This is a genomic window from Sphingomonas longa, from assembly GCF_016892685.1.
Taxonomy (GTDB): Bacteria; Pseudomonadota; Alphaproteobacteria; order Sphingomonadales; family Sphingomonadaceae; genus Sphingomonas; species Sphingomonas longa.
The window spans coordinates 576262-598923 of sequence record NZ_JAFEMC010000002.1; the positions used below are offsets into that span (position 1 = coordinate 576262).

General features: G+C 68.0%; 25 protein-coding genes and 1 tRNA gene. 16 read left to right on the top strand and 10 right to left on the bottom strand.

Going from position 1 to position 22662, the window contains the following annotated elements:
* Nucleotides 1–141: 141 nt before the first annotated feature.
* Entirely contained in the window at nucleotides 142–1731 is a 1590-nt protein-coding gene (locus ILT43_RS08855; RefSeq protein WP_204198593.1) for an amidase, read from the top strand.
* Here ILT43_RS08855 and ILT43_RS08860 read toward each other — a convergent pair.
* Nucleotides 1671–2111 carry a DUF4345 domain-containing protein gene (locus tag ILT43_RS08860; protein WP_204198594.1) on the bottom strand — a complete coding sequence of 147 codons (441 nt, stop codon included), beginning with the start codon at nucleotides 2109–2111 and terminating at the stop codon, nucleotides 1671–1673. The two genes, ILT43_RS08855 and ILT43_RS08860, sit on opposite strands and share 61 nt — an antisense overlap.
* Nucleotides 2108–2560: a DUF2721 domain-containing protein gene (locus tag ILT43_RS08865; protein WP_204198595.1), complete on the bottom strand. Its 453-nt coding sequence runs from the start codon at nucleotides 2558–2560 to the stop codon at nucleotides 2108–2110. The genes ILT43_RS08860 and ILT43_RS08865 overlap by 4 nt, the downstream gene beginning before the upstream one ends.
* A gap of 63 nt (nucleotides 2561–2623) precedes the next feature.
* On the opposite strand from ILT43_RS08865, the gene ILT43_RS08870 reads away from it, so the two are divergent.
* Both ILT43_RS08870 and ILT43_RS08875 read left to right on the top strand, forming a co-directional pair.
* Nucleotides 2624–3676: a GNAT family N-acetyltransferase gene (locus ILT43_RS08870; protein WP_204198596.1), complete on the top strand. Its 1053-nt coding sequence runs from the start codon at nucleotides 2624–2626 to the stop codon at nucleotides 3674–3676.
* An 80-nt stretch (nucleotides 3677–3756) separates the two neighbouring features.
* Entirely contained in the window at nucleotides 3757–4119 is a 363-nt protein-coding gene (locus ILT43_RS08875; protein WP_204198597.1) for a response regulator, read from the top strand.
* Nucleotides 4120–4135: 16 nt separating this feature from the next.
* Here the strand turns inward: ILT43_RS08875 and ILT43_RS08880 are convergent, their stop codons facing one another.
* The 4 genes from ILT43_RS08880 to trmB all read right to left on the bottom strand — a co-directional run bounded on the left by ILT43_RS08880 (nucleotide 4136) and on the right by trmB (nucleotide 6793).
* Nucleotides 4136–4600 carry a hypothetical protein gene (locus ILT43_RS08880; protein ID WP_204198598.1) on the bottom strand — a complete coding sequence of 155 codons (465 nt, stop codon included), beginning with the start codon at nucleotides 4598–4600 and terminating at the stop codon, nucleotides 4136–4138.
* The gene (locus tag ILT43_RS08885) at nucleotides 4584–5057 is read right to left on the bottom strand and encodes a hypothetical protein (RefSeq protein ID WP_204198599.1); all 474 of its coding nucleotides are present in this window, start codon (nucleotides 5055–5057) and stop codon (nucleotides 4584–4586) included. Before ILT43_RS08885 ends, ILT43_RS08880 begins: the two co-directional genes overlap by 17 nt.
* 382 nt (nucleotides 5058–5439) lie before the next feature.
* The gene (locus tag ILT43_RS08890; RefSeq protein WP_204198600.1) at nucleotides 5440–5910 is read right to left on the bottom strand and encodes a response regulator transcription factor; all 471 of its coding nucleotides are present in this window, start codon (nucleotides 5908–5910) and stop codon (nucleotides 5440–5442) included.
* Between the two features lie 202 nt (nucleotides 5911–6112).
* Complete coding sequence (gene trmB / locus ILT43_RS08895; protein WP_204198601.1) at nucleotides 6113–6793, bottom strand: tRNA (guanosine(46)-N7)-methyltransferase TrmB; 681 nt, start codon at nucleotides 6791–6793, stop codon at nucleotides 6113–6115.
* Nucleotides 6794–6858: 65 nt separating this feature from the next.
* Here trmB and ILT43_RS08900 point away from each other — a divergent pair, with 65 nt between their 5' ends.
* Nucleotides 6859–7689 carry a formate/nitrite transporter family protein gene (locus tag ILT43_RS08900; RefSeq protein WP_204198602.1) on the top strand — a complete coding sequence of 277 codons (831 nt, stop codon included), beginning with the start codon at nucleotides 6859–6861 and terminating at the stop codon, nucleotides 7687–7689.
* Entirely contained in the window at nucleotides 7682–8317 is a 636-nt protein-coding gene (locus tag ILT43_RS08905; protein ID WP_204198603.1) for a phosphatase PAP2 family protein, read from the top strand. Before ILT43_RS08900 ends, ILT43_RS08905 begins: the two co-directional genes overlap by 8 nt.
* Here the strand turns inward: ILT43_RS08905 and ILT43_RS08910 are convergent.
* The 3 genes from ILT43_RS08910 to rplU all read right to left on the bottom strand — a co-directional run bounded on the left by ILT43_RS08910 (nucleotide 8314) and on the right by rplU (nucleotide 9638).
* Complete coding sequence (locus ILT43_RS08910; RefSeq protein ID WP_204198604.1) at nucleotides 8314–8859, bottom strand: GNAT family N-acetyltransferase; 546 nt, start codon at nucleotides 8857–8859, stop codon at nucleotides 8314–8316. The genes ILT43_RS08905 and ILT43_RS08910 overlap by 4 nt on opposite strands.
* A gap of 176 nt (nucleotides 8860–9035) precedes the next feature.
* Nucleotides 9036–9305 carry a 50S ribosomal protein L27 gene (gene rpmA, locus ILT43_RS08915; protein ID WP_055842088.1) on the bottom strand — a complete coding sequence of 90 codons (270 nt, stop codon included), beginning with the start codon at nucleotides 9303–9305 and terminating at the stop codon, nucleotides 9036–9038.
* 27 nt (nucleotides 9306–9332) lie between these two features.
* Entirely contained in the window at nucleotides 9333–9638 is a 306-nt protein-coding gene (rplU, locus tag ILT43_RS08920; protein ID WP_055842092.1) for a 50S ribosomal protein L21, read from the bottom strand.
* 267 nt (nucleotides 9639–9905) lie between these two features.
* Between rplU and ILT43_RS08925 the strand changes: the two genes are divergently transcribed.
* A complete protein-coding gene (locus ILT43_RS08925) occupies nucleotides 9906–12539 on the top strand; it encodes a TonB-dependent receptor plug domain-containing protein (protein WP_204198605.1) in 2634 nt (877 codons plus the stop codon).
* Nucleotides 12540–12834: 295 nt separating this feature from the next.
* Here the strand turns inward: ILT43_RS08925 and hspQ are convergent, their stop codons facing one another.
* Nucleotides 12835–13212 (bottom strand): heat shock protein HspQ, encoded by a 378-nt coding sequence (hspQ, locus tag ILT43_RS08930; protein WP_204198606.1) that lies wholly within the window; start codon nucleotides 13210–13212, stop codon nucleotides 12835–12837.
* A gap of 123 nt (nucleotides 13213–13335) precedes the next feature.
* Here hspQ and ILT43_RS08935 point away from each other — a divergent pair.
* The 10 genes from ILT43_RS08935 (at nucleotide 13336) to ILT43_RS08980 (ending at nucleotide 22487) form a co-directional block, all read left to right on the top strand.
* Nucleotides 13336–13425: transfer RNA gene (locus ILT43_RS08935), tRNA-Ser, on the top strand.
* A 131-nt stretch (nucleotides 13426–13556) separates the two neighbouring features.
* The gene (locus ILT43_RS08940; protein WP_204198607.1) at nucleotides 13557–15623 is read left to right on the top strand and encodes a TonB-dependent receptor; all 2067 of its coding nucleotides are present in this window, start codon (nucleotides 13557–13559) and stop codon (nucleotides 15621–15623) included.
* A 66-nt stretch (nucleotides 15624–15689) separates the two neighbouring features.
* A complete protein-coding gene (locus tag ILT43_RS08945) occupies nucleotides 15690–16436 on the top strand; it encodes a cytochrome b (RefSeq protein WP_204198608.1) in 747 nt (248 codons plus the stop codon).
* 16 nt (nucleotides 16437–16452) lie between these two features.
* Nucleotides 16453–16791 carry a c-type cytochrome gene (locus tag ILT43_RS08950; RefSeq protein WP_204198609.1) on the top strand — a complete coding sequence of 113 codons (339 nt, stop codon included), beginning with the start codon at nucleotides 16453–16455 and terminating at the stop codon, nucleotides 16789–16791.
* A 253-nt stretch (nucleotides 16792–17044) separates the two neighbouring features.
* Entirely contained in the window at nucleotides 17045–17284 is a 240-nt protein-coding gene (locus ILT43_RS08955; RefSeq protein WP_204198610.1) for a hypothetical protein, read from the top strand.
* A gap of 124 nt (nucleotides 17285–17408) precedes the next feature.
* Complete coding sequence (locus tag ILT43_RS08960) at nucleotides 17409–18398, top strand: alpha/beta fold hydrolase (RefSeq protein WP_204198611.1); 990 nt, start codon at nucleotides 17409–17411, stop codon at nucleotides 18396–18398.
* Between the two features lie 65 nt (nucleotides 18399–18463).
* On the top strand, nucleotides 18464–20035 hold the full coding sequence (locus tag ILT43_RS08965) for a flavin-containing monooxygenase (RefSeq protein ID WP_204198612.1): 1572 nt from the start codon (nucleotides 18464–18466) through the stop codon (nucleotides 20033–20035).
* A 42-nt stretch (nucleotides 20036–20077) separates the two neighbouring features.
* The gene (locus tag ILT43_RS08970; protein WP_204198613.1) at nucleotides 20078–20701 is read left to right on the top strand and encodes a TetR/AcrR family transcriptional regulator; all 624 of its coding nucleotides are present in this window, start codon (nucleotides 20078–20080) and stop codon (nucleotides 20699–20701) included.
* 119 nt (nucleotides 20702–20820) lie between these two features.
* Nucleotides 20821–21216, top strand: coding sequence for a hypothetical protein (locus ILT43_RS08975; RefSeq protein ID WP_204198614.1), 396 nt, complete (start codon nucleotides 20821–20823; stop codon nucleotides 21214–21216).
* A gap of 161 nt (nucleotides 21217–21377) precedes the next feature.
* Nucleotides 21378–22487: an aldose epimerase family protein gene (locus tag ILT43_RS08980; protein WP_425530294.1), complete on the top strand. Its 1110-nt coding sequence runs from the start codon at nucleotides 21378–21380 to the stop codon at nucleotides 22485–22487.
* Nucleotides 22488–22662 lie beyond the last annotated feature (175 nt).

Here is a 22662-nt window from a genome sequence, read left to right on the forward strand (position 1 = left end):
ATCCTGACGTGCGGGTGACGGTTTAACGAAGGTTAGCCTGCGCAAGTTCACATTGCCGGACGATTTCGGCCGCCGAAATGGTTGCACTGCAACGGAGCGGCTGCTTTTGTCCGGCCGCACAGGGTGATCCCGGGGGAAAAGATGAAGCGTTCGTCGATCGTTGCCGCGTTGGCGCTTTGCCTCGCCCCGGTTCCCGCTGCGGCCCGGTTCGTGCCGGTCGAGGAACAGTCGATCGCCGATCTTCAGGCGATGCTGAAGGCGGGCAAGGCGTCGAGCGTCGATCTGGTGAAGGCGTATCTGGAACGCATCGCCAAGCTCGATCGTAAGGGCCCGACGCTGCGATCGGTGATCGCGCTCAATCCCGATGCGCTGGAACAGGCGAAGGCGCTGGATGCGGAGCGCAAGGCCGGGCGGCTGCGCGGGCCACTGCACGGCGTGCCGATCCTCATCAAGGACAATATCGAAACCGCGGACGCGATGGCGACGACGGCGGGAAGTCTCGCGCTGAAGGACAATATGACGCGCCGCGACGCGCCGGTGGTGGCCGAACTGCGCAAGGCGGGCGCGGTGATTTTGGGCAAGACCAACCTGAGCGAATGGGCGAACATCCGCTCCACCCGGTCGATGAGCGGATGGAGCGCGATCGGCGGGCTGGTCCGCAATCCCTATGCGCTGGATCGCACCGCGTGCGGATCGTCGTCCGGATCGGGCGCGGCGGTCGCGGCAAGTCTGGCGGCGGCGGCGGTGGGGACCGAAACCGACGGATCGGTCGTGTGCCCGTCGGCCATCAACGGACTGGTCGGGCTGAAGCCGTCGATCGGGCTGGTCAGCCGCACGCATGTCGTGCCGATCAGCCATTCGCAGGATACGCCGGGGCCGATGGCGAAGACCGTGCGCGATGTCGCGACGATGCTGTCGGCGATGGTCGCCGCCGATCCGGCCGATGCCGCAACGGCGGGAGCGAAGACGACGGACTATGCCGCGGGCCTGTCGACCAGCGCCCTGTCTGGCCTGCGCATCGGGGTGGTGCGGCCGGAGATGCCCGCCGACCTTGCGCGCGCCTACCAAAAGGCGCTCGACACGCTGAAGGCGGCGGGCGCAATTCTGGTCGAGGTGAAGCAGCCGAAGCTGGACGGGCTGGGCGAGGCGGAGTTGCTGGTGCTCCAGACCGAGTTGAAGGCCGAGCTCGACACTTATCTGGCGACGACGCCGCCGGCGGTGACGACACGCACGCTGGATCAGGTGATCGCATTCAACGCCGCCAATCGTACGACCGAGATGCCGTTCTTCGAGCAGGAGACGTTCGAGGCGGCGGCGAAGACGAAGGGGCTGAACGACCCCGCGTACAAGGCTGCGCGCGCCAAGTCGCTGCGACTGGCGGGAGCGGAAGGGATCGACGCGATGCTGGCGGACGCGCGGGCGACGCTGCTGGTCGAGCCCACCTATGCGGCGGCGTGGCTGTCGGACCCGGTTTACGGCGACCAATATGGCAGGCCGTCGTCGTCGGAATTGCCGGCGGTGGCGGGCTACCCGAACCTGACGGTGCCGATGGGGCTCGTCCGCGGCCTACCGGTGGGGCTGTCGTTCATCGCGCACAAATATGGCGAGGCGACGGTGCTGGGCGCGGGATATGCGTATGAGCAACTGACGAAGGCGCGGGTCGCGCCCCGTTACCTGCCGAGTGCGGACGTGGGGGCCGGGCTGGACGGGGCGGTGACACCGGCCAAATAACGGCGCGCGAACCCCGCCTGCCACAGCATCAGCAGCGGCACGACGATCGTCTCCATCCCGAGTCCGAGGATGTGGCCGGTCGATGGCACCCCGACCGCGATCAGCGACACGCCGCGCGCCAGCCCACCGACGACGATCAGGCCGCCGAGCAGGCGAAAGCGCGCGCCCTTCGCTTCGACGGCGGGCACGCAGGACAGGAAGCCGAGCCCGGTCGCGAAGAAGATGCCGGAAATGTAGCGGAAATGGCTGTCGAGATCGCGCGGCACGTCGGTCAGGTGGCCGAACGGCGCGGGGCCGTGAACAATGCCCTGTCCGCCGACGACCAGCGGCAGCAGGCAGGCGATCAGGATCACCGCCTGTAGCGCGCGCTTCTCGATCATCTCAGCAATTCCTGGCGAACGTGGATCGCGCGCAGCGATACGCGGACCTCGATCATGAAGCTGACCAGCGCGGCCACCAGCAGGATCATCGCGAGAATGAACGACAGCGCGACGATCGTCGCCAGATGCAGCTTCGCCAGAGTCGCGATGAACAGGCAGGCAATGACGATGCAGGTCATGATCGCGCTCGACACGGCGAGGAACAGCGCGTGGTTGATGATCGAGATGCGGCGATCGAGCAGGCGCAGTTCCCAGACGTGGCGGTCATGCTCCGGTCCGCTGGAGCGGGGGTGAAGCACCTCCAGCGCGCGTGTGCGGTCGACGACGCGGCTGAGGCGACCGGCGAGCACGTTCAGAAGCTGACCGATACCGGCGAGGAGGAACACCGGTGCCAGCGACAGGGCGATCGTCTGGGCGACGGTCGTCACGCCGGGCAGGGTGGGGATCATGCGCAATGCCTTTTTGGCTTGATGGCGGGGCTTGGTAAGGACTTCCTGTCTAGGGAGTGCGCGATGAACGGTCCATCCTCCGCAATCTGGCACGACGGGCTGCCCGAGGCGATCGATGCCGTCGCCGAGCATGCACCAGCCTCGCACCGCTTCCTGCGCCGCGCCTGGTATGCCGCCGCCGCGCGGGGCCGGGCGCGGACGCTGGTGGTGGACGGCGGGCTTGCGCTGCCGGTCGTGCCGCGTGGCGCGCGCGTGTTCGGGCTGGTCGAGGTGCCGGGGTGTTATTGGCCGTTGCGCAGTTTCCCGCTGGTCGATGCGGGCGCGATTCGAGTGGCGCTGCCGATGCTGGCCCAAGGGGCGCGGGCGATCCGGATCGGGCCGGTGCCGGACGGCGACCCCGCCGTCGCGCCGCTGGTCGCAGCGGCGCGAGCGGCGGGCTGGGCGGTGCTGGACCGTTTCGTGGCGCACAGCTGGGTGCTCGACATCGCAGCGTTCCGCACGGCGGGGGGATGGCCGCGCACGTCGACGCTGAAGAAGAACCGCTTTCACGAAAAGCATCTGGCGGAGCATGGCGCACTGGAATGGCGCTTCCTCGGCACGGACGACTGGCCGGCGGCATTCGACATGCTGGGAGAGATCGAGCGGAAGAGCTGGATCGCCGCGCGGACCGATGGCCGCGACGCCAAGTTCACGCATGACGGGCATCTGGCGCTGTGGCGGGGGGCGGCGCGCGACCCGGTGCTGGCGGCGATGATGCGCGCGGCGCTGCTGACGGTCGACGGACGGGCGGCGGCATTCTCGTTCGACATGGAGGTCGGGGCGACCTGCTATGCGATCGCCAACAGTTACGATCCCGCTTTCGCGAAGCACTCGCCGGGCAAGCTGCTGTACTGGCGCAACCTGTCGGCGATGCTGGCGCGCGAGGTCGCGACGGTCGACTGGGGCGCGGGGGACAGTGGGTACAAGCAGGTCATCGGTGCGGTGCAGGGTCCGGCGATGCGCGACTGGCTGCTGGTGCGGCCGGGCGTGTCGGCGGCGGTGGCACGGCGGCTGGCGGGTATATGGACTGGCAGCGGCCAGCACGATCCTGCGCACGCTCCGTCGCAACCCACTTAAGTGCCTGGCAACCAAAAACTAAGGACCTTTGGCTAGGCGCAGTATAACGACGGCCAGCCGTCGCACAGGAGAATCGAAGAATGCCCTGCACCGTGCTCATCGTCGAAGATGATCCGACGGTGCTCGCTTTCCTCGAAGAAGGGCTCATCGATCGTGGCTACGAGGTGCTCAGCGCCCGCAGTGGTGGCGAGGCGCTGAGCGTGCTCGACAGCGGGCTCGACGATATCGACGTCCTGGTCGCCGACATCCGCATCGGGGCGGGCCTCGACGGCTGGGAGATCGCCCGCTGCGCGCGGGAGATCTCGCCGGACTTTCCCATCGTCTACATCACCGGCGACAGCGCCTCCGCTCATGAACTGGAGGGCGTGGCGAACAGCCGGCTGCTGCAAAAACCGTTCGGCAGCGAGCAGCTGGCGCGAGCGATCGAGGCGTTGCTGCCCTGAACCGACGGGCGAGCGTCTACACCCCCTCCAGATAGCGCAGCATCAATTCGACGGCGGTCGGCGTGATGCCGACCATCTCCACGCCGCTCTCGGGCGCGGTCCAGCGATGGGCGAGACCCGACTCGGTGAGTACCAGCAACCACCGCCGGCCGTTCGCCGGCGCGGTGTGGCGTGCGATCAGATCCACCGTCGATCGGGCCACCCCCTCTTCATGGGCGATGAACAGGTCCAGCAGGATATCCCATGCGGGTTCGCTGAAGACGGCGGTGAATCGGCCGAACGCGGCGTCGCGGTCGCGGCGTTGATGATAGAGCGCACGCGCCTTTTCCAGATCGGTGGGGTGATCCGGGCCCTGCGCCGGCATCCGGCCGAACGGTTCCGGCGACGCCTCCTGACTGTGCGCGACGGCGATCGACACCTTGCGCAGCGCCTCGATCAGGCGCCGGAGGGCATCCCTGTCTTCCTCAGGCCACCGGATCAACCGGACGTCGGTGGATGTCGACGTTCCAGGCCGGGTCATGACCGAATTCCCGACAGCGCCGCCGATGCCGGATCGTGCCCGCGACGAGCAGCGCCATCAGCGGATAGGCGATCTGCCCGATACTCCACGCATAGACGAGCGGCACCAGCGCGCGGTCGACGATGCGGATGACGTGGATCGCGACGGATACCATTTGCAGCGCCGCCAGCCAGATCGGCCAGTAGCGGTTGGCCCTGAGCGCCACCGCCGTGAAGGCGGCGAACAGCACCGCATCGACCCCGAACCCGCTCCAGTCGAGCGAATGGAACGTCGATGCCGGATCGTAGGGCAGCAATGCGGTCGCCGCGTTCGCGGCGACCATCAGCCCGGCCACCCACCGCTCCGGCGCGCCCCCGCCCCAGAGGGCAAAGGCGGCGACGGCGATCAGCGCGACGTTGAAGACGAGGATGTGAAGCATCAGTGCGCTCCCCACCGCGATACGGCCGGCGTCGCATCAGGCCGCGACGGAGGACTCGGCGCGCACGCCGACCATGCCGCTGGGCGGGTATTTGCGGCTGTCGCCGAAATCGTCGGCGGCGGTGAAGTCGATGCCGAAGACGCGGGCGATCTTTTCCAGCGAGCGATGTCCGTCGATGGTCGATCCGCGGGCGGAGGACAGGTGGACCAGCGCCTCGCTGAACGCCTTGAACGCGGGCTGCCCGACCGCAGCGCCCAGCCGCTGCTCCGCCTGCGCCGCCGCGAGCATCGTCGCGACTTCGCCACCGATCGCGAAAGCGGCGTCCTGCGCCTGTTCGAATTCGCGCAGCAGCAGGTACAGGCGCTGCGCTGCACCCGCATCCTCATGGCTGGTGGAGCACGGCGACGATGAAGTCGGTGACGAAGCGGAGGCCTGCGGCGAGCATGCCGAAACCGACCGCAAAGGCGAGCGCGAGAAGCGGGATCCACGCGAGACGCTGGAGGGGGCTGAGGTCATTGTGGGCCGATCCTTTGGCGCGAAAGGGAAGCCGCAGCGAACCGCTCGCTGCCGACGCCTGCTTCCCTGCTGCCGCGGGTGCGGTCGGAACCACCCGCGAAGGTTGACCGGGTGGATTTTGGGGGTCCCCCAGCCGCTCGTGCGCCTGGAACCAGAGCGCCGCCGTGGCGCGGTCGGGCGCACCCAGCACCTTGGTCGCGCTGTCCAGATGGCCGTAGACGGTGGATTCGGAAATGCCGAGATCGTTGCCGATCCGCTTCGCTGACTTGAGCGCGACGAGCCCGCGCAGGCAATCGCGCTGGCGCGGGGTCAGCCGATCGAAGTTCGGGTCGGTCATGGGCGAAGGCGGATAGCCGCCGCGCGATCCGCGCTGCCAGCGTCTCGCCGGGCGCATGACCGCGACGCTACTATCCGTCCTTCAAAATCGCTCCCGAACCCCACGCTGTCCTTCGCTTCGACTGCAAGTTTCTACAATGTCGGCACATTGCACATGGTTTGGCCCCATGTCTCGACAGAAGCGCGAGGGATCGGTCGGCGCGTCAGACGCGGACGTACCGGAAATACCAGACCTCGTGCCCCTGCCGCCGTGCCTTGCGCTCGTAGCGGGTTTCGGGCCAGTCGGCGGGGCGGGTCAGGAAGTCGGCGGCCTCGCTCGCCTGCCACACGAAATCGCGGCGCTGGTTCATGACCATCATCGACCAGCGGCAATAGGTCGGGTCGTCGGTCCCCAGCCGGAACTCGCCGCCCGGCCGGAGCTTGGCGGCGATCGCGTCGAGCGGGCCGTGGTTCATCATCCGTCGCTTCGCGTGGCGCGCCTTGGGCCAGGGATCGGGGTGGAGCAGATAGACCCGCTCCAGCGAGGCGTCCGGCAGGCGCTCCACGACCTCCAGCGCGTCGCCCATGTGCAGGCGGACATTGTCCAGCGCCTCGTCGCGAATGTGGTTGAGCGCGCCGACGACGCCGTTCAGGAACGGCTCGCAGCCGATGAAGCCCGCTTCGGGATGCGCCGCGGCCTGGCCGGCGAGGTGCTCACCCGCGCCGAAGCCGATCTCCAGATGCAGCGGCCGCTCGTTTCCGAACAGCGTCGCGGCGTCGAGCGGTCCCGTGTCCGGTACGGCGACCTGCGGCAACAGCTCCTCGACCAGCGCGGCCTGACCGGTGCGCAGCTTGTGGCCCTGACGACGGCCATAGAGGCGGCGGATGACGGCGGGATCGTTCATGGCGGCGGCCCTTAGCGCGGCCGTCCGCCGGAGCAAAGCACGAGCCGGGCCGTTACCGTCGCGCAATGGATCGACACGACACGCCAGACCCCGACGAAACCGGCGATGTCGAGGACCTGAAAGCCGCCGACGCGCGCGAGCTTCACCGTACCGTCCGCGAAACCGGCGAAGAGGAGCTGAAGCGGCCTGCGGCGGCGTTGTTCTGGTCCGGGCTGGTCGCCGGTCTGGCGATCACGACATCGTTGATCGCGGAAGCGGCGATCCACCGCGCCCTGCCGCAGGAGCCGTGGAGCGAACTGGTCGTGGCGCTAGGCTACCCGATCGGGTTCCTGATCGTGATCCTGGGCCGAATGCAGCTGTTCACGGAGAGCACCGTGACCGCGATGCTGCCGCTGGTGACGCGCCCGTCGCGCTGGGCGCTAACGCGGACGCTGCGGCTGTGGGGGATCGTACTGGCCGCCAATCTGGTCGGGACGGCGGTGGCGGCGGCGCTGATTGACGCCGGACTGCTGGGCAATACCGAACTGCGACATGCCGCGCTGACGATTTCGGCCCGCATTCTGGAACTCGGCGCGTGGGACACGTTCCTGAACGCGATCCCGGCGGGCTTCCTGATCGCGATCATCGCGTGGACGCTGCCGAACGCGCGCGAACAGGCGTTCTGGGTCATCCTCGCGATCACCTATATCGTTGCGATCGCCGGGTTCAGCCACTCGGTGGTCGGTTCGGACGAGGCGTTCCTGCTGTTGTTCGCCGGTCAGACGACGCTGGTCCAGACGCTGTTCGCGCTGATCCTGCCAGCCGTGCTCGGCAATCTCGTCGGCGGCGCGGGGCTGTTCGCGCTGCTGGCGCATGCGCAGGTCAAAAGTGATGTGGAGGATGCACCGGGTGGGTAAGGCGAAGACGACGATCAAGAAGATCGGACGCGCCGAGCGGGCGTCGACGCACCGGGCCGCGCGTCGCAAGAACGGGCCGTTGATCGACGCTGCCGGCAAGGCGGCGGAAATTGCCGATCAGCCGCCACTGATCGCGATTTCGGTCGTGACGATCCTGGTGGGGGCGCTGGCGCGACGTCCGGCGGTGACGCGCAGCGGTGTGCGGATGCTGGCCAGCCATCTGCTGGCGACAGGCGTCAAGACCGTGCTGAAATCCTCGATCGATCGAACCCGCCCGGCGCGCGCGCTGCGCGGCGGGCATCATATCGGCAAGGGCGACGGTGCCGACGATACGACGCTCAACTCCTTCCCGTCGGGACACACCGCCGGGGCCGTAGCGGTGGCGCAGGCGGTCGCGACCGAATCACCGCGGGCCGGACTGCCGTTGCAGGCAGCGGCGATCGCAGTCGCCGCGCTTCAGCCGAGCGGCGGCAAGCATTATTGGAGCGACGTGCTGGCGGGGGCCGCGATCGGCTGGGCGGCGGAGCGGGTCGCGAACGCGGGTCTTCGAATCGCCGAGGCGACGGTGAAGAGTGCGCTGGATCGAACCGACGGGCTCGAACCGCCGGCCCTCGCGACGCCCACCTAGGCCGCGATCAGCACCGGGCATCGCTCCACGTCCAGATCGAGCACGTATTCGATGCTCGACGCCGAATCGCTGCGCGCGGCCGAAGGGCGCTGCATCATCGTCCCCGTCGGCCGGAACCCGAGCTTGCGCAGGACCTTGCCGGACGCCGGATTGTCCGCGAAGTGCCATGCACCCAGCCGCGCCAACGGTAGAGCGTGGCGGGCCATCGCGATCACCGCACGACCGGCTTCGGTGGCGTAGCCGCGACCCCAGGCGGCGGGGGTCAGCCAGTAATGGAATTGCGGACCCTCGCCGCAACGATCGGCGATGCCGATGCCGCCGACCAGCACGGGCGTCCCACTCTCCAGCGAATCGATTAGGAAGCGCGGTTCGTGCGCAGCACGCGGCTCCAGCGTGCGCGCGACCGCGTGGTCCAGTGTGTAAGGATGCGGGATGCGGGCCAGCATCCGGGCCACGCGCGCATCGGCCAGCGCCGATGCCAGTGCGCCTGCGTCCTCCGGCCAGGCCGGGCGCAGCAACAGTCTCTCCGTCCGCGCGAACATGTCGTCGTGTCTCCTCGTCGCGTCGCGCCGGGCCTGCCACGTCTTGATGACGGGACAGCGACAGGCGCGGGGGAGGGAGCACGAAAAAAGGGAGCCGGGATGACCCGTCTCCCTTTTAGAGCTGGTTCCAATGCGGAACCCGGGTCACCCTGGTGGGCAACCCGGTTGGTCGCCCGTTATTCTGCGGCCTGCGCAATCTGCTCCACGAAGCAGAACTTGCGACCAAGTTTGCCCTGCTTGAACGCCACGCGGCCATCGACGAGCGCGAACAGGGTATGGTCGGTGCCCATGCCCACGTTGACGCCCGGATAGAACTTCGTGCCGCGCTGACGCACGAGGATGTTGCCGGCGACGCATTCCTGCCCACCGAACTTCTTGACGCCGAGGCGACGACCGGCCGAGTCACGACCGTTGCGCGACGAACCGCCTGCTTTCTTATGTGCCATGTCGAATAGCTCCGATTTTCTAGCCGGTTACGCCTGCGCGCCGATCGACACGATCTTCAGGATCGTGTGATTCTGGCGGTGGCCGTTCTTGCGGCGATAATTGTGACGGCGGCGCTTCTTGAAGACGATGACCTTCTCGGCCTTCGCCTGCGCGATGATCTCCGCGGCGACGGTCAGCCCGTCGACGCTCTTCAGATCCGAACCCTCGCCCGCGAGCAGCACGTCGCCGAGCGTGATCGACGAACCTGCGTCACCGTCGATCTTCTCGACGACGATCTTGTCTCCGGCGGCGACGCGATATTGCTTGCCGCCCGTGCGCACCACTGCGAACATGGCCCTCATCACTTTCCAAATGCGTAGCCCACGCCGGACGCACATGCCCGCCGGGGAAGAAGGGCCAGCTACGGCGATCAGTTCCGCATGTCAACCGTTCAGCGCCGATTCCCGCCCGTCGGTGCGGCTTCGATGATGTTGCGGTGCGGCAACAGGCTGCGGCCAAAAGGACGCTGACGTACCGATGCGGCATTGAGCCCGGCCAACGTCGTCATACAAGTGTCACGTCGGATCGAGCCGAACTCGACCGCGATATCAGGGGGTTTCATGCGCCGTAATACCATCGTCCTGTCGTTGACCGTATCCACGCTGGCGCTGTCGACGCTGGCGCTTTCCGCGCCCGCTTTCGCGCAGACCACGATCGCACCCGCCGATCAGCAGGCCGACCCGAGCGTTCCGGACGCGGTGGGGACCGAACCGGGGCAGGAGATCCTCGTCATCGGTACGCGTGCGCAGGGGCGCACCGTCGCCGACAGCCCGGTGCCGATCGACGTCATCGGCGGCGAGGCGCTGGTCAATGCCGGCTACACCGAGACGGCCAAGGTGCTGAACCAGCTGGTGCCCTCGTTCAACTTCCCGCAGCCGTCGATCACCGACGGCACCGACGTGGTGCGCCCGGCGACGCTGCGCGGCCTGTCGCCCGACCAGACGCTGGTGCTGGTCAACGGCAAGCGCCGGCACACGTCGTCGCTGCTCAACATCAACGGGTCGGTCGGGCGCGGCTCGGCGGCGGTCGACCTGAACACCATCCCGTCGCTGGCGATCGAGCGCATCGACGTGCTGCGCGACGGTGCCGCGTCCCAGTACGGGTCGGACGCGATCGCCGGCGTCATCAACATCCAGCTGAAGAAGCGCGAAGGCGGCCGCGCTCAGGCGACCTACGGCAAGTACGTGACATCGTTGCAGGACGTGTCCGGCGTGTCGGGGGTGCAGACCGGCGCCAACGGCCAGCCGGTGCTGCGCGCGTCCGACGGCACGTTCGCGCTGAACGAGACGGGCAACGACCGCAAGGCGCGTGACGGCGAGACCATCACCTACGCCGCGAACATCGGCTTGCCGGTGGGCGAATCGGGCTACCTGAACTTCACCGGCGAATATCGCGGGCGCGACGCGACGAACCGCGCCGGCTACGATCCCCGCCGCATCTACCCGCGCCAGACGAACGGGCAGGTCGATCCGCGCGAGCTGACGTTCGACCGGCTCAACCACCGCTACGGCGACGCGAAGACCGACGATCTGAACTTCTTCGTCAACGCGGGAGCCGATCTCGGCGCGTCGGCCGAACTGTATATGTTCGGCAGCTTCGGCAAGCGCGACGGCGAGAGCGCGGCTTTCTATCGTCGTGCGGCAGGCGTCGACACGGCGTTCGCGGGCACGATCCAGGACCTGCGCAACTGCAACTACGCCACGGGTACGTGCCAGCCCTTCTACGCCGATGGGTTCCTGCCGCTCATCACCAGCGAGTCGACGGACTATTCCGCGGCGGTCGGGATCAAGGGCAAGTTCGGCGGCGGCATCAACTACGACCTGTCCTACGTCCGCGGCCACAACAGCTTCGATTTCTACATCGCCAACAGCTACAACACGTCGTTCGGGCCGAACAGCAGCCAGGGCTTCGACGCCGGCGGCACGCGGTTCGCGCAGGACGTCGTGAACCTCGACCTCCAGAAGCAGGTGGAGGTGGGCTTCCTGTCCAGCCTGTCGCTGGCGGCGGGCGCGGAATATCGGCGTGAGAACTACAAACTGGTGGCGGGCGACGTGCAGAGCTACGCCGCCGGACCGTTCGCGACGACCAACAACGCCCCGGCCGGCGCGCAGGGCTTTCCCGGCTTCCGTCCGGCCAATGCTGTCGACCGGTCGCGCGACAGTGTCGCGGGCTACGTCGAGGCCGACGCCGACATCAGCGACGCCTTCACGGTGCAGGCGGCGGGCCGCTACGAGCATTATTCGGACTTCGGCGACACGGTGAACGGCAAGCTCGCCGCGCGCCTCGCACCGATCCGGGGTATCGCCGTGCGCGGCTCGGTCTCCACCGGCTTCCGCGCGCCGTCCCTCCAGCAGCAATATTTCTCGTCCTTCGCGACCAACAACGTGAACGGTACGCTGGTCGAGGTCGGCACCTTCGCCGTCAGCGATCCGGTCGCGGTGGCGCTCGGGTCGCAGCGGTTGAAGGCGGAGAAGTCGCTCAACCTGGGCGGCGGCGTGACGCTTGATCCGTTCCGCGGCTTCACGCTGACGGCGGACTATTACAACATCAAGATCGACGACCGCATCGTCGTGACGGAGAACCTGCAAGGGGCGGGCGTGGTCGCCATCCTGCGCGGGGCGGGGATCAACAACATCACCTCCGCCCGGTTCTTCATCAACGGCATCGACACGCGGACGCAGGGCGTGGAGGTGGTCGGCACCTACCGCGTGCCCGATCTGGGCATCGGCAAGATCTCGCTGACCGGCGGCTTCAACTACAACAAGACGCGGATCACCGATCGTGCGGTGCTGCCGACGCTACCGACGCTGACGCTGTTCGGGCGGCAGGAGTCGCTGCGGCTGGAGCGTGGCCAGCCGCGCACGAAGATCAACCTCGGGGCCGACTGGTCGCTGGGCGCGATCGGCGTGACGGCCCGGACCAACCGGTACGGCAAGGTGCTGTCGCCGGGATCGACCGCGGTCAACGACGTGACGCTGGAGCCGAAGTGGATCACCGACCTGGAGGTTCGCGGCGAATATCGCGGGATCGAGCTGGCGGTGGGTGCGAACAACGTGTTCGACGAATACCCGACCCGCCTGCCGGTGCTGGGCACGGCGGCGACGATCAACAACTACTTCATCCCGTATTCCAGCTTCTCGCCGTTCGGGTTCAACGGTCGGTACCTGTACGCACGGGCGGGGATCAGCTTCTGATCTTCGATGCCTCGTGGCTCATGAAGAGGCGGCGGGAGCGATCCCGCCGCCTTTCTTGTGTCGGGCGGACAGAGCCGACCCACCATCCGTCAGCCAGCGAGATTCGCAGCCTCACCAGCGGGCGAGGACCGACCCCTCACTCGTCACCCCAGCGAAAGCTGGGGTCTCGTGCGAGGAACAGCCTCTCTACGACGAGACCCCAGCTTTCGCTGGGGTGACGGTGATGGGCAGGGTTACGACGTCTGGCGAGAGCCGCGTGCGGTCAACGGGAACGCAAGACCAGACACCCCGAACCCTAGTGCCGGTGTTCCCGCTTCAGCGCGTATCGGCCGTCGGCATATTCCGTGAACAGGCCGGAGATCGCGGGGTGATCGACCGGTTCGTCGGTGTCGTCCGGGATCAGGTTCTGCTGGCTGACATAGGCGACGTAGCTCGACTCCATGTTCTCGGCGAGCAGGTGGTAGAAGGGCTGGTCCTTGCGCGGACGGATATGCTCCGGAATCGCGTCGTACCATTCCTCGCTGTTGGCGAAGACGGGGTCGACGTCGAAGATCACGCCGCGAAAGTCGAACATGCGGTGGCGCACGACATCCCCGATCGCGAACCGGGCGTGCGAGACGGGCGGTGCGATGGGGGCGGGGCCGTCGGCGGCCGGAAGTTCGGATGGAGCCATGACCCCAATCTAGTGTTTCCGCCGCGCCGCACAAGCAGGCGCTTGCAGGGCATGCGATGTTGCGTTAGAGGCGCGCCCTCGACCGACCGACCAGCCTTTTTCGAAGGCTCGTTCGTCCTCCGCGGAGAGGTGGCAGAGTGGTCGAATGTACCGCACTCGAAATGCGGCGTGCCCTCACGGGTACCGTGGGTTCGAATCCCACCCTCTCCGCCATTTTCTACATCTAAATCCTATAGGATCGGTATCCGCGGTTGCCGTACACGCTCGGGCGCGGCATCAGGCGTCGCGTGAACGGTCAGGGCCATGGGGTGCCTAGCGCCGTCGTGGTTGCCAGGGCTGATCGCATGATATTCAGACGTTCGTTTCTTGCGTTGCTGGCCGGCTGCGCGTCTCCGGCGCTGGCGCAAACCCAGACCCCGGAGGGCGGTCCCGACATCGTCGTCACCGGCCGCGGGCTGGACGACCAGCCCGGCGACCGTGCGTTCGACGTGGTGACGATCGACCGCGAGCGGATCGAGGCCAATGCCGCCGGCCGGCTGGAGAGCGTCCTCGCCGATGTCGCCGGGCTTCAGCAGTTCCGCCGGTCCGACAGCCGCAGCGCCAATCCCACCAGCCAGGGCATCACCTTGCGCGGCATCGGCGGCAACGCCGCCAGCCGCGCGCTGCTGGTGCTGGACGGGGTGCCGCAGGCGGACCCGTTCGGCGGCTGGGTGGCTTTCCCCGCCTATGCGACCGACCGGATCGGGCGGGTGCGTGTGACGCGCGGCGGCGGCAGCGGCTTTTTCGGGCCGGGCGCGCTGGCGGGCACGATCGAACTCGACAGCGCCGTGCCGACGACGCCGTTCGGGGGCAGCGTCGCGTACGGAAGCCGCGATTCGGTGGATGCGCGCGGATCGGCGGCGCTGGTGCGGCAGGATGGGTTCCTGACGCTGTCCGGCGCGTATGCGAGGGGCGACGGCTTCACGCCGACCGTCGAGGAGGATCGCGGGCCGATCGACCGGCCCGCGCCGTTCGAACAGGCGTCGCTCGCCGCACGCACCGTGATCCGGGTCGCCGACGCGACGGAGCTTCAGGTCAACGCCGCCGCCTTTACCGACAGTCGCGACCGGGGTACGCCATTCACGGACAACCGGTCGCAGGGCGCGGACGCCAGCATTCGTCTGGTTGGGCGTGGTCGCTGGGGCTTCTCCGCACTCGCCTACCTCCAGACGCGGGTGTTCGAATCGAGCTTCGCCAGCATCAACGCGGCGCGCACGACCGCAACGCAGACGCTGGACCAGTACAACACGCCGGCGACCGGGCTCGGCGCACGCATCGAGGTCGCACCGCCGCTGGGCGAGGCGATCGCCCTGCGGCTGGGCGCGGACGTGCGCAATGTCGAGGGTCGAACGCAGGAACTCTATACCTTCGTCGCGGGCAGCCCCACGCGCCGCCGCGTCGCCGGTGGCGAGAACCGCACGCTGGGCCTGTTCGCTGACGGCAGCATCGAGGCCGGGCGGCTGACGCTGACGCTGGGCGGACGCGTCGACTGGTGGCGGATCGCGCAGGGATCGCTGGTGGAACGGCCGATCGCGATCGGGCCGACCATCAACGACCTGCGCTTTCCGGATCGCGACGGGACGGAGGCGACTGGCCGCGCCGGCCTGGCCTATGAAGCGGTGGACGGCGTGACGTTGCGCGCGGCGGCCTATCGCGGCTGGCGCCTGCCGACGCTGAACGAATTGTACCGTCCGTTCCGTGTCGGGGCGGACGCGACCGGCGCCAACGCCGCACTGGCGCCCGAGGCCCTGAAGGGCGTCGAGGGCGGCGTCACGATCGCGCCGACGCGCACGGTCAGCATCGCCGCCACCTATTTCTTCAACCGGCTGGACGACGCCATCGCCAACGTCACCGCCGGTGCAGGGCCGGGCAACTTTCCGCTGGTGGGTTTCGTCGGAGCGGGTGGCACGTACCGAGTCCGCCAGAATCTGGACGCGGTGACGTCGGACGGTTTCGAGATCGACGCGTCGTGGCGGCCCGGCCCGGTCGGGCTTCGCGCCTCGTGGAGCCATGTCGATCCGCGCGTGAAGGCGTCGGGTGCGGCGGCGGCGCTCGACGGGTTGCGGCCGGCGCAGACGCCGCGGGATCAGGTGTCCGCGACGGTCGACGTACGCTATCGCAACGCCGCCGCGGCGCTGACGGTACGGCATGTCGCCCGGCAGTTCGAGGACGACCAGAACAGCCGCAGCCTGGCGCCGGCGACCACTGTGGACGGGTATCTGGCGGTGCCGGTCACCGCGGGGCTGGCGATCGAGGCGCGGGCGGAGAACCTGTTCGACGAGCGGGTCGAGGCGGGGATCAGCGGCGCGAACATTCTGGAACGCGCGACGCCGCGGACGCTGTGGCTGGGGCTTCGCTACCGACCGGGCTGACACGTCGGCGTTGACGCTGCCGCGACGGAGGATCATTCCCGAGCCGCAACGAGCGAGGGACTGACGATGGCGACCTTGGCACATACGCAGCGCGGTCCGTCGCGCGGGCTGCGATACACGAACGTCGCCATCGCGCTGCATTGGGCGATCGCGGCGCTGATCCTCTACAATCTCACGTCGGGGCTGCTGCGGCCGGTGCTGCCCCGCAGCTTCTTCGTGTTCCACGTCTCGTCGGGCATCACGATTCTGGCGCTGACGGTCGTGCGGGTCGGATGGCGGCTGACGCACCGGCCGCCGCCGCAACTGCCGATGGCCCGGTGGGAGCATCGACTGGCGCATGTCGTCCATTTCCTGTTGTACGCGGCGATGCTGCTGCTGCCGTTCTCCGGCTGGGCGCTGGTGTCCGCCAATCCGCCGGCGGGGTCGCCGGGTGCGGAATGGGCGGCTGCGAACCGTCCTGCGCCGCCGCCGCCCGCCCCGACGCTGAAGCCCGATCCGACGTCGAAGGGCGGGCCGGCCGGGGAGGGCAAGGGTGGCGGACAACCGCCGCGCAAGCGGGGTCCGACGATGCTGTGGGGTGTCGTCGCGCTGCCGCTGATCGGTCCGGTGAACGAGATGGGCCGGACGGCCGCGGGCGTGCCCGGGCAGCGTGAGCTGCACGAGCGGATCGAGACGTTCCATGCACTGGGCGGCTGGGTGATGCTCGCCCTGCTGGCGCTGCATATCGCCGGTGCGCTGAAGCACCAGTTCGTCGATCGCGAACGCGAGCTGGCGCGGATGGGCATCGGCCGCCGCCGGAAATCCGGTATCTGAACGGGAAGGGTCGAGAATGAAGTACGGGTCGCAGCCGGTGTTCGGCGCTGTTGCGCTCTGTGTCGCCACGTTCATCGCCGCCACCGCAAGCGCGCCGATCACCGCCCAGCAACAGCCCCCGGTAGCCATGCGTCCGTCGACGTCCGCAGCGGACGCGGCGGCGCTGTTCGAGAACACCTGCGCCGGCTGCCACGAGCTGGAGCAGGCGACGGCAACGCCGATGGACCTCGACGGCTGGCGCGCGACGGTCGAGCGCATGATCGGCTATGGTGCGAAGCTGTCGCCGGAGCAGGCCGATGCGGTCGTCCGCTATCTGGCGGAACATCATGGACCGGCCGCCGCGCAGGTGCACTGAGCGGTTCCGGCAAACGGAACTTGCCCGACGCAAACCAGAAGTTGCAATCCCTACCGAATAGATGGGATATGAATGGCGGCGGGAGGTGACGCATGTCGCACACGTCGTTCGATACCAAGGCGGCGGATCCGATCGTCCGCAGGTGGCGGGCGAACCGGGTGGCGAAAGCGTCGGCCGGATCGGTGCGGTGCGCCGTTCCCGCCGCGAGGCATTTCGCGCCTCCCGCAGGTTCTATCGTGAAAGGGTTCACTCCATGAAGATCATCGCCGCGTCCCTCCTGGCCGTCGCCGCCCTGTCGGTGGGCGCATGCTCCAAGTCCGACGAAGCATCGAACACCGCCGTCGCCGACAATCTGACGGTCACCGACGACGGCTTCGCCGACAACGGCACGGCGCCGGGCGAGGAGCCGGGCAACGCCACGGCGAACTTCGCGGACCCCGCGCTCGACAACGCCGCGACGCTCGACAACGGCGTCGCCGCGAACATCCAGTAATCCTCTCGCGCGGTCGCTTCCTTCGCGGCGACCGCCCCTCCCACACGCCAGGAAGCTCCCTAGCGTAGCCTCGACCCGGCAGTTCGCTGTCGGGTCGCTTTGTGCGTCCGGGCGTTGGGCGGGGATGAGCATCATCCTCGCCCTCCTCGCCGCCGCGTCCTCCCCGATCGCCGTGACCGCGCCTCCTGCCGGACAGGAGGTCGGCGCGGACCTCGAACATTTCGCCTATCCCTATCCGGTGCGCTGGTTCGTCGCCGGCGAGGGCGCGCGCATGGCCTATATGGACATTGCGCCGACCAGTGCCGCGAATGGCCGCACGCTGGTGCTGCTGCACGGCAAGAACTTCTGCGCGGCGACGTGGGGTGCCACCGCCAAACGTTTGGCGGGGGAGGGGTACCGCGTCATCGTCCCGGACCAGATCGGCTTCTGCAAATCGTCCAAGCCGGCCGCTTTCCAGTACAGCTTCGCCGCGCTGGCGACGATGACGCGCGACCTGTTGGCTGAGGCGGGCGTGACCGGACCGGTGACTCTGGTCGGCCATTCGACCGGCGGCATTCTCGCGGCGCGTTATGCGTTGTTGTACCCCAAGGCGGTCGCGTCGCTGGTGCTCGTCAACCCGCTCGGCCTCAACGACACGCTGGCCGAGGGCGTGCCCTATGCGCCGCTCGCCAAGCTTCGCACCGAGGAGGCGGAAACGAACGCGGCGTCGATCAAGGCGTACCAGCTACGCGCCTATTATCACGGGACGTGGCGGCCCGACTATGACCGCTGGGTCGCGATGCTGGCGGGGCAATATGCCAGTCGCGGCGGCGATACTGTGCGGGAGGCACAGGCCCGGCTGTCGGACATGATCGAGACACAGCCGGTGGCGGCGGAACTGTCGCGGGTGGCTGCACCGGTGACGCTGCTGATCGGGGACCGCGACACGACGGCGTTCCGCGGCACCAGCGCGCCCGCGGGCACGAAGGTCCGGACGGTGCCGGAGGCGGCACGGGAGGTCGCGGGCCGCTGGCCGAACTTCCGGCTGGTGACGCTGGAGGGGCTGGGCCACGCGCCGCAGGTCGAGGATCCGGCACGGTTCGATGCTGCGCTGTTAGCCGCCCTGCGGCGCTGATAGCGAGGTTGTCGCCGATCCGCCACCTGTTAAGGCGCACGCATCGTTCAAGAAGGATTGCAGGCATGGCCACGGCCCCCAGCCATTACGACGTCATTATCGTCGGTGCCGGCCTGTCGGGCATCGACGCCGCGTATCGGCTTCAGACCGAATGCCCGCGTAAGAGCTATGCGATCCTGGAGGCGCGCGGCGCGATCGGCGGCACCTGGGACCTGTTCCGCTACCCCGGCATCCGCTCGGATTCGGATATGTACACGCTCGGCTTCCCGTTCCGACCGTGGACCGGCGACAAGGCGATAGCCGACGGCGGTTCGATCCGCAGCTATGTCGAGGACACCGCACGCGAGTTCGGCATAGACCACCGCATCCGCTTCGATACGCGCGTAGTCCGCGCGTCGTGGTCGACCGACAGTGCGATCTGGACGCTCGATATCGAGGAGAGCGGACGGCGGACGACGCTGACCTGCCGGTTCCTGTACATGGGCAGCGGCTACTACGACTATGCAGCGGGCTTCACCCCCGAGTGGCAGGATGTCGATGCCTTTCAGGGCAAGGTCGTTCACCCGCAGCATTGGCCCGCCGACCTCGAAACCGCCGGCCAGCGCATCGTCGTGATCGGCAGCGGCGCGACGGCGGTGACGTTGGTGCCCGCGTTGGCGGAAACGGCGGCGCACGTCACGATGCTGCAACGCTCACCCACCTACATCGTGTCGCGCCCGTCGCAGGACGGCTTCGCGCAGGCGGTCCAGAAGGCATTGCCACCCTCGCTCGCCGGCCGGGCGACGCGCTGGAAGAGCATCCTGCTCGGCATCGCAACCTATAGCTTCGCGCGCCGCAAACCGGCGACGGTCAAGGCGGCGATCCTGCGCAACGTCGCCGCGCAACTGCCCGAAGGGTACGAGATCGCGCGCGATTTCGAGCCCCGCTACGCCCCGTGGGACCAGCGCATCTGCCTCGTCCCCGACGCCGATCTGTTCCACGCATTGAAATCCGGGCGGGCGGAGATCGTCACCGACACGATCACGCGGTTTACGCCGACGGGGCTGGCGCTCGCTTCGGGCCGAGAAATCGCCGCCGATATCGTCGTCACCGCGACCGGTCTCGTCCTCAAGCTGTTCGGCGGCGTCGAGCTGGTCGTCGACGGGCGCGCCGTCGATCCGGCGGAGCGGATGGCGTACAAGGGCATGATGCTCAGCGACGTGCCGAATCTGGTGCTCGCCTTCGGCTACACAAACGCTTCGTGGACGCTGAAATGCGACCTGTCCGCGCGCTACGCCTGCCGCCTGCTCAACCATATGGACCGGGAGGGCGTCACCACCTGCACGCCGCGTCGCGACTGGGCGGTGGCGCGGGAGCCGATGCTGGGCTTCACCAGCGGCTACGTCACGCGCGCAACCGCGATCCTGCCGCAGCAGGGGGCTACCGCGCCGTGGCGGGTGCACCAGAACTACCTGCTCGACCTCGCCGCGCTGTCCGCTGCTCCGCTGGACGACGGCGTCATGGCGTTCACCCGTCCGGGCGAGGCCGTCGCAGATGCAGCGCCGGCGGAGCGATTGAAACCGGCGGTCGCGTTCGCGATCGGGGTGGGCGTCGTCGGCGGGCTCGCGCTGCTGTTTCGGGGCAGACCGAAGGGTTAGGGTGCTTGCCCTGCCGGATACGGACATTATATACCGGCCGTTATGGAAGCAAGTTTTAGCCCTGCACCTGCTATCGCCCCGAAGGGACGGCCGCGGGAATTCTGCACCGACATGGCGCTGGCGTCCGCACTCCGTGTGTTCTGGAGCAAGGGCTATGAGGGCGCGTCGATGGCCGATTTGACGGAGGCGATGGGCATCACCAAGCCCAGTCTCTATGCGGCGTTCGGCAACAAGGAAGCCTTGTTTCACAAGGCGCTGGATCTCTACGAACAGGAAAAGCTGGAATATACGCGCGTCGCGCTCGACCAGCCCACCGCGCGCGCGGTCGCCGAATATTACATGCGCGGCGCGCTCGAAAGCCAGACCAGCAATTGCGATCCCAAAGGCTGTCTTGGCGTCATTCACTCGATGGCGTGCGGCGCGGAAGCCGAGTCGATCAAGGCGGACGTGATCGCGCGTCGCGCCTCGTCGCAGGCCGCGCTCGTCGCCCGGTTTGAGCGGGCGAAGGAGGATGGCGACCTGCCTGCGCACGTCGATGCGGCCGGGCTGACCAGCTACCTCTATGCGCTGCTGCAGGGCATGGCGGTGCAGGCTGGATCGGGCGCGACCCGCGGCGATCTGGAGCGGCTGATCGACACCAGTCTGGCGATGTGGCCGAGCCGGTAGGCACGCCGGTAGCGCAGGGGTACGAGAAATCGTACCATGCGGTACAAAAAGCCGTTGACCATCCCATGACCGCCATCTATACCGCTTGGTATAGAAGCTGACGGAAAGGGAGAACACTCATGGCTTACCTTGCATTTGCCGAGACATGCGCCGGTGCCGCCGACCGGGTTCTCACCCTCCCGAAGGCCGATACGGTCCCCGCGCGGCTCTCCGCGCTGGAATGGTCCGTCGTCGCGCTGGCGCGGAACGACCGGTTGTCGTCGCTGCGCGAGCCGGGCCGCATCTCGATGGCGATGGGCACGCTGTTCGGCGGCTTTCGCAATCCGCGGCTCGCCGATCCTCAGCTGGAGGCGCTGCGCCGGATCGCGGTGCTCAGCTGGCATCACGGCTACACCGTTCCCTCGCGCGAGGTGAAGGCGTTCATCGCTGCGGGTTACACCCCCGACCAGTACGAGCTGGTCGTCGACAGCGTCGAGGCGGATCGCCTGCACCGCGAGGAGCGGCTGAGCGCCTGATCGCAGCGGTCTCGAACTACTGGCCGAGACCCTGATACCATTGCTTGCGCGGCTTCGATTTGTCCGATTATAGCATCACCGAACGGACGACGATGACGCGTCCAACCGGAGAGGGTGATATGATCGGTCGAACCACCAAGACGGCCTGGGTGTCCGCGGCAATGCTGGCGACCACGATGCTCGCCACGACGGCGCAGGGCGCGACCGCCCGGCGCGAGGCCGCCGGCGCGCTGCCGGACGGTACCAAGGTCGAGGCGATCACGCTGACCGGCACCAACGGCGTGTCGGCGAAGATCATCACTTATGGCGCGACGCTCCTGTCGCTGATGGCGCCCGATCGTCAGGGCAAGTCGGCGGACGTCTTGATCGGCTATGACGGCGTCGACGGCTATGTGAAGAAGCCCGACTATTTCGGCGTCACCGTCGGCCGTTTCGCGAACCGCATCGGCAAGGGACGCTTCACGCTCGACGGCAAGACGTACCAGCTACCCTTGAACGACAAGGTCAACACGCTGCACGGCGGCACCGACGGGTTCAGCCGCAAGCCGTGGAAAATCGTGTCGGTCAAGGACGGCGCACAGGCCAGCGTCGTACTGGCGTTGACCAGCCCGGACGGCGATCAGGGCTATCCCGGCACGTTCCAGGCGACCGTGACCTATTCGCTCGACGATGCCGGCGCGCTGACGATCAAGTTCGAGGGCAAGACGGACAAGCCCACCGTCGTCAACATGACCAACCACGCGATCTTTAATCTGGGCGGCGAGGGTTCGGCGCTCGGCGTGCTCAACCACAAGCTCACGATCCCCGCGAGCGCGATCACGCCCGTTGACGACACGCTGATCCCGACGGGCGAACTGCGCCCGGTGGCGGGCACCGTGTTCGACTTCCGCCAGCCGCGCGTGATCGGCGACGGGCTGCGCGACGGCCGCGATCCGCAGATCGTCGCCGGCCGCGGCTACGACCACAACTTCGCGCTCGACAAGGGGCTTACCGCGTCGCCGCAGCTTGCCGCGCGGCTGGAGGACCCCGTCTCGGGTCGCGTGCTGGAGGTGCTGACGACCGAGCCGGGCGTTCAGATCTACAGCGGCAACTTCCTCGACGGAACCGTGCTCGGCAAGAACGGCCATATGTACCGCATGGGCGACGGGCTGGCACTGGAGCCGCAGAAGTTCCCGGATGCGCCCAACAAGCCGTCCTTCGTGTCGGCACGCGTCGATCCGGGCAAGCCGTACAGCCACACGATGGTCTACCGGATGTCGGTGGCGAAGTAGGGGCGGGAGGCCACTTCCCGCCGATTACGGAACCTCTCACTCCTCCCCGGCGAAGGCTGGGGTCCAGTGGCCGCGAAGGGCGTGAGTCTCACTGCCTTCGAAGCGACTGGACCCCGCCCTTCTCCAGCGAGGTGCTGGAAGCGGAGTTCCTGACGGACTTCACTGCAAGCCCCGA

Excerpts from the sequence above, each read along its gene's own strand:
- ILT43_RS08855 (WP_204198593.1), top strand. The coding sequence starts at position 142 with ATGAAGCGTTCGTCGATCGTTGCCGCGTTGGCGCTTTGCCTCGCCCCG.
- ILT43_RS08860 (WP_204198594.1), bottom strand. The coding sequence starts at position 2,111 with ATGATCGAGAAGCGCGCGCTACAGGCGGTGATCCTGATCGCCTGCCTG.
- ILT43_RS08865 (WP_204198595.1), bottom strand. The coding sequence starts at position 2,560 with ATGATCCCCACCCTGCCCGGCGTGACGACCGTCGCCCAGACGATCGCC.
- ILT43_RS08870 (WP_204198596.1), top strand. The coding sequence starts at position 2,624 with ATGAACGGTCCATCCTCCGCAATCTGGCACGACGGGCTGCCCGAGGCG.
- ILT43_RS08875 (WP_204198597.1), top strand. The coding sequence starts at position 3,757 with ATGCCCTGCACCGTGCTCATCGTCGAAGATGATCCGACGGTGCTCGCT.
- ILT43_RS08885 (WP_204198599.1), bottom strand. The coding sequence starts at position 5,057 with ATGCTTCACATCCTCGTCTTCAACGTCGCGCTGATCGCCGTCGCCGCC.
- ILT43_RS08890 (WP_204198600.1), bottom strand. The coding sequence starts at position 5,910 with ATGACCGACCCGAACTTCGATCGGCTGACCCCGCGCCAGCGCGATTGC.
- trmB (WP_204198601.1), bottom strand. The coding sequence starts at position 6,793 with ATGAACGATCCCGCCGTCATCCGCCGCCTCTATGGCCGTCGTCAGGGC.
- ILT43_RS08900 (WP_204198602.1), top strand. The coding sequence starts at position 6,859 with ATGGATCGACACGACACGCCAGACCCCGACGAAACCGGCGATGTCGAG.
- ILT43_RS08910 (WP_204198604.1), bottom strand. The coding sequence starts at position 8,859 with ATGTTCGCGCGGACGGAGAGACTGTTGCTGCGCCCGGCCTGGCCGGAG.
- rpmA (WP_055842088.1), bottom strand. The coding sequence starts at position 9,305 with ATGGCACATAAGAAAGCAGGCGGTTCGTCGCGCAACGGTCGTGACTCG.
- rplU (WP_055842092.1), bottom strand. The coding sequence starts at position 9,638 with ATGTTCGCAGTGGTGCGCACGGGCGGCAAGCAATATCGCGTCGCCGCC.
- ILT43_RS08925 (WP_204198605.1), top strand. The coding sequence starts at position 9,906 with ATGCGCCGTAATACCATCGTCCTGTCGTTGACCGTATCCACGCTGGCG.
- hspQ (WP_204198606.1), bottom strand. The coding sequence starts at position 13,212 with ATGGCTCCATCCGAACTTCCGGCCGCCGACGGCCCCGCCCCCATCGCA.
- ILT43_RS08940 (WP_204198607.1), top strand. The coding sequence starts at position 13,557 with ATGATATTCAGACGTTCGTTTCTTGCGTTGCTGGCCGGCTGCGCGTCT.
- ILT43_RS08945 (WP_204198608.1), top strand. The coding sequence starts at position 15,690 with ATGGCGACCTTGGCACATACGCAGCGCGGTCCGTCGCGCGGGCTGCGA.
- ILT43_RS08950 (WP_204198609.1), top strand. The coding sequence starts at position 16,453 with ATGAAGTACGGGTCGCAGCCGGTGTTCGGCGCTGTTGCGCTCTGTGTC.
- ILT43_RS08955 (WP_204198610.1), top strand. The coding sequence starts at position 17,045 with ATGAAGATCATCGCCGCGTCCCTCCTGGCCGTCGCCGCCCTGTCGGTG.
- ILT43_RS08960 (WP_204198611.1), top strand. The coding sequence starts at position 17,409 with ATGAGCATCATCCTCGCCCTCCTCGCCGCCGCGTCCTCCCCGATCGCC.
- ILT43_RS08965 (WP_204198612.1), top strand. The coding sequence starts at position 18,464 with ATGGCCACGGCCCCCAGCCATTACGACGTCATTATCGTCGGTGCCGGC.
- ILT43_RS08970 (WP_204198613.1), top strand. The coding sequence starts at position 20,078 with ATGGAAGCAAGTTTTAGCCCTGCACCTGCTATCGCCCCGAAGGGACGG.
- ILT43_RS08975 (WP_204198614.1), top strand. The coding sequence starts at position 20,821 with ATGGCTTACCTTGCATTTGCCGAGACATGCGCCGGTGCCGCCGACCGG.
- ILT43_RS08980 (WP_425530294.1), top strand. The coding sequence starts at position 21,378 with ATGCTGGCGACCACGATGCTCGCCACGACGGCGCAGGGCGCGACCGCC.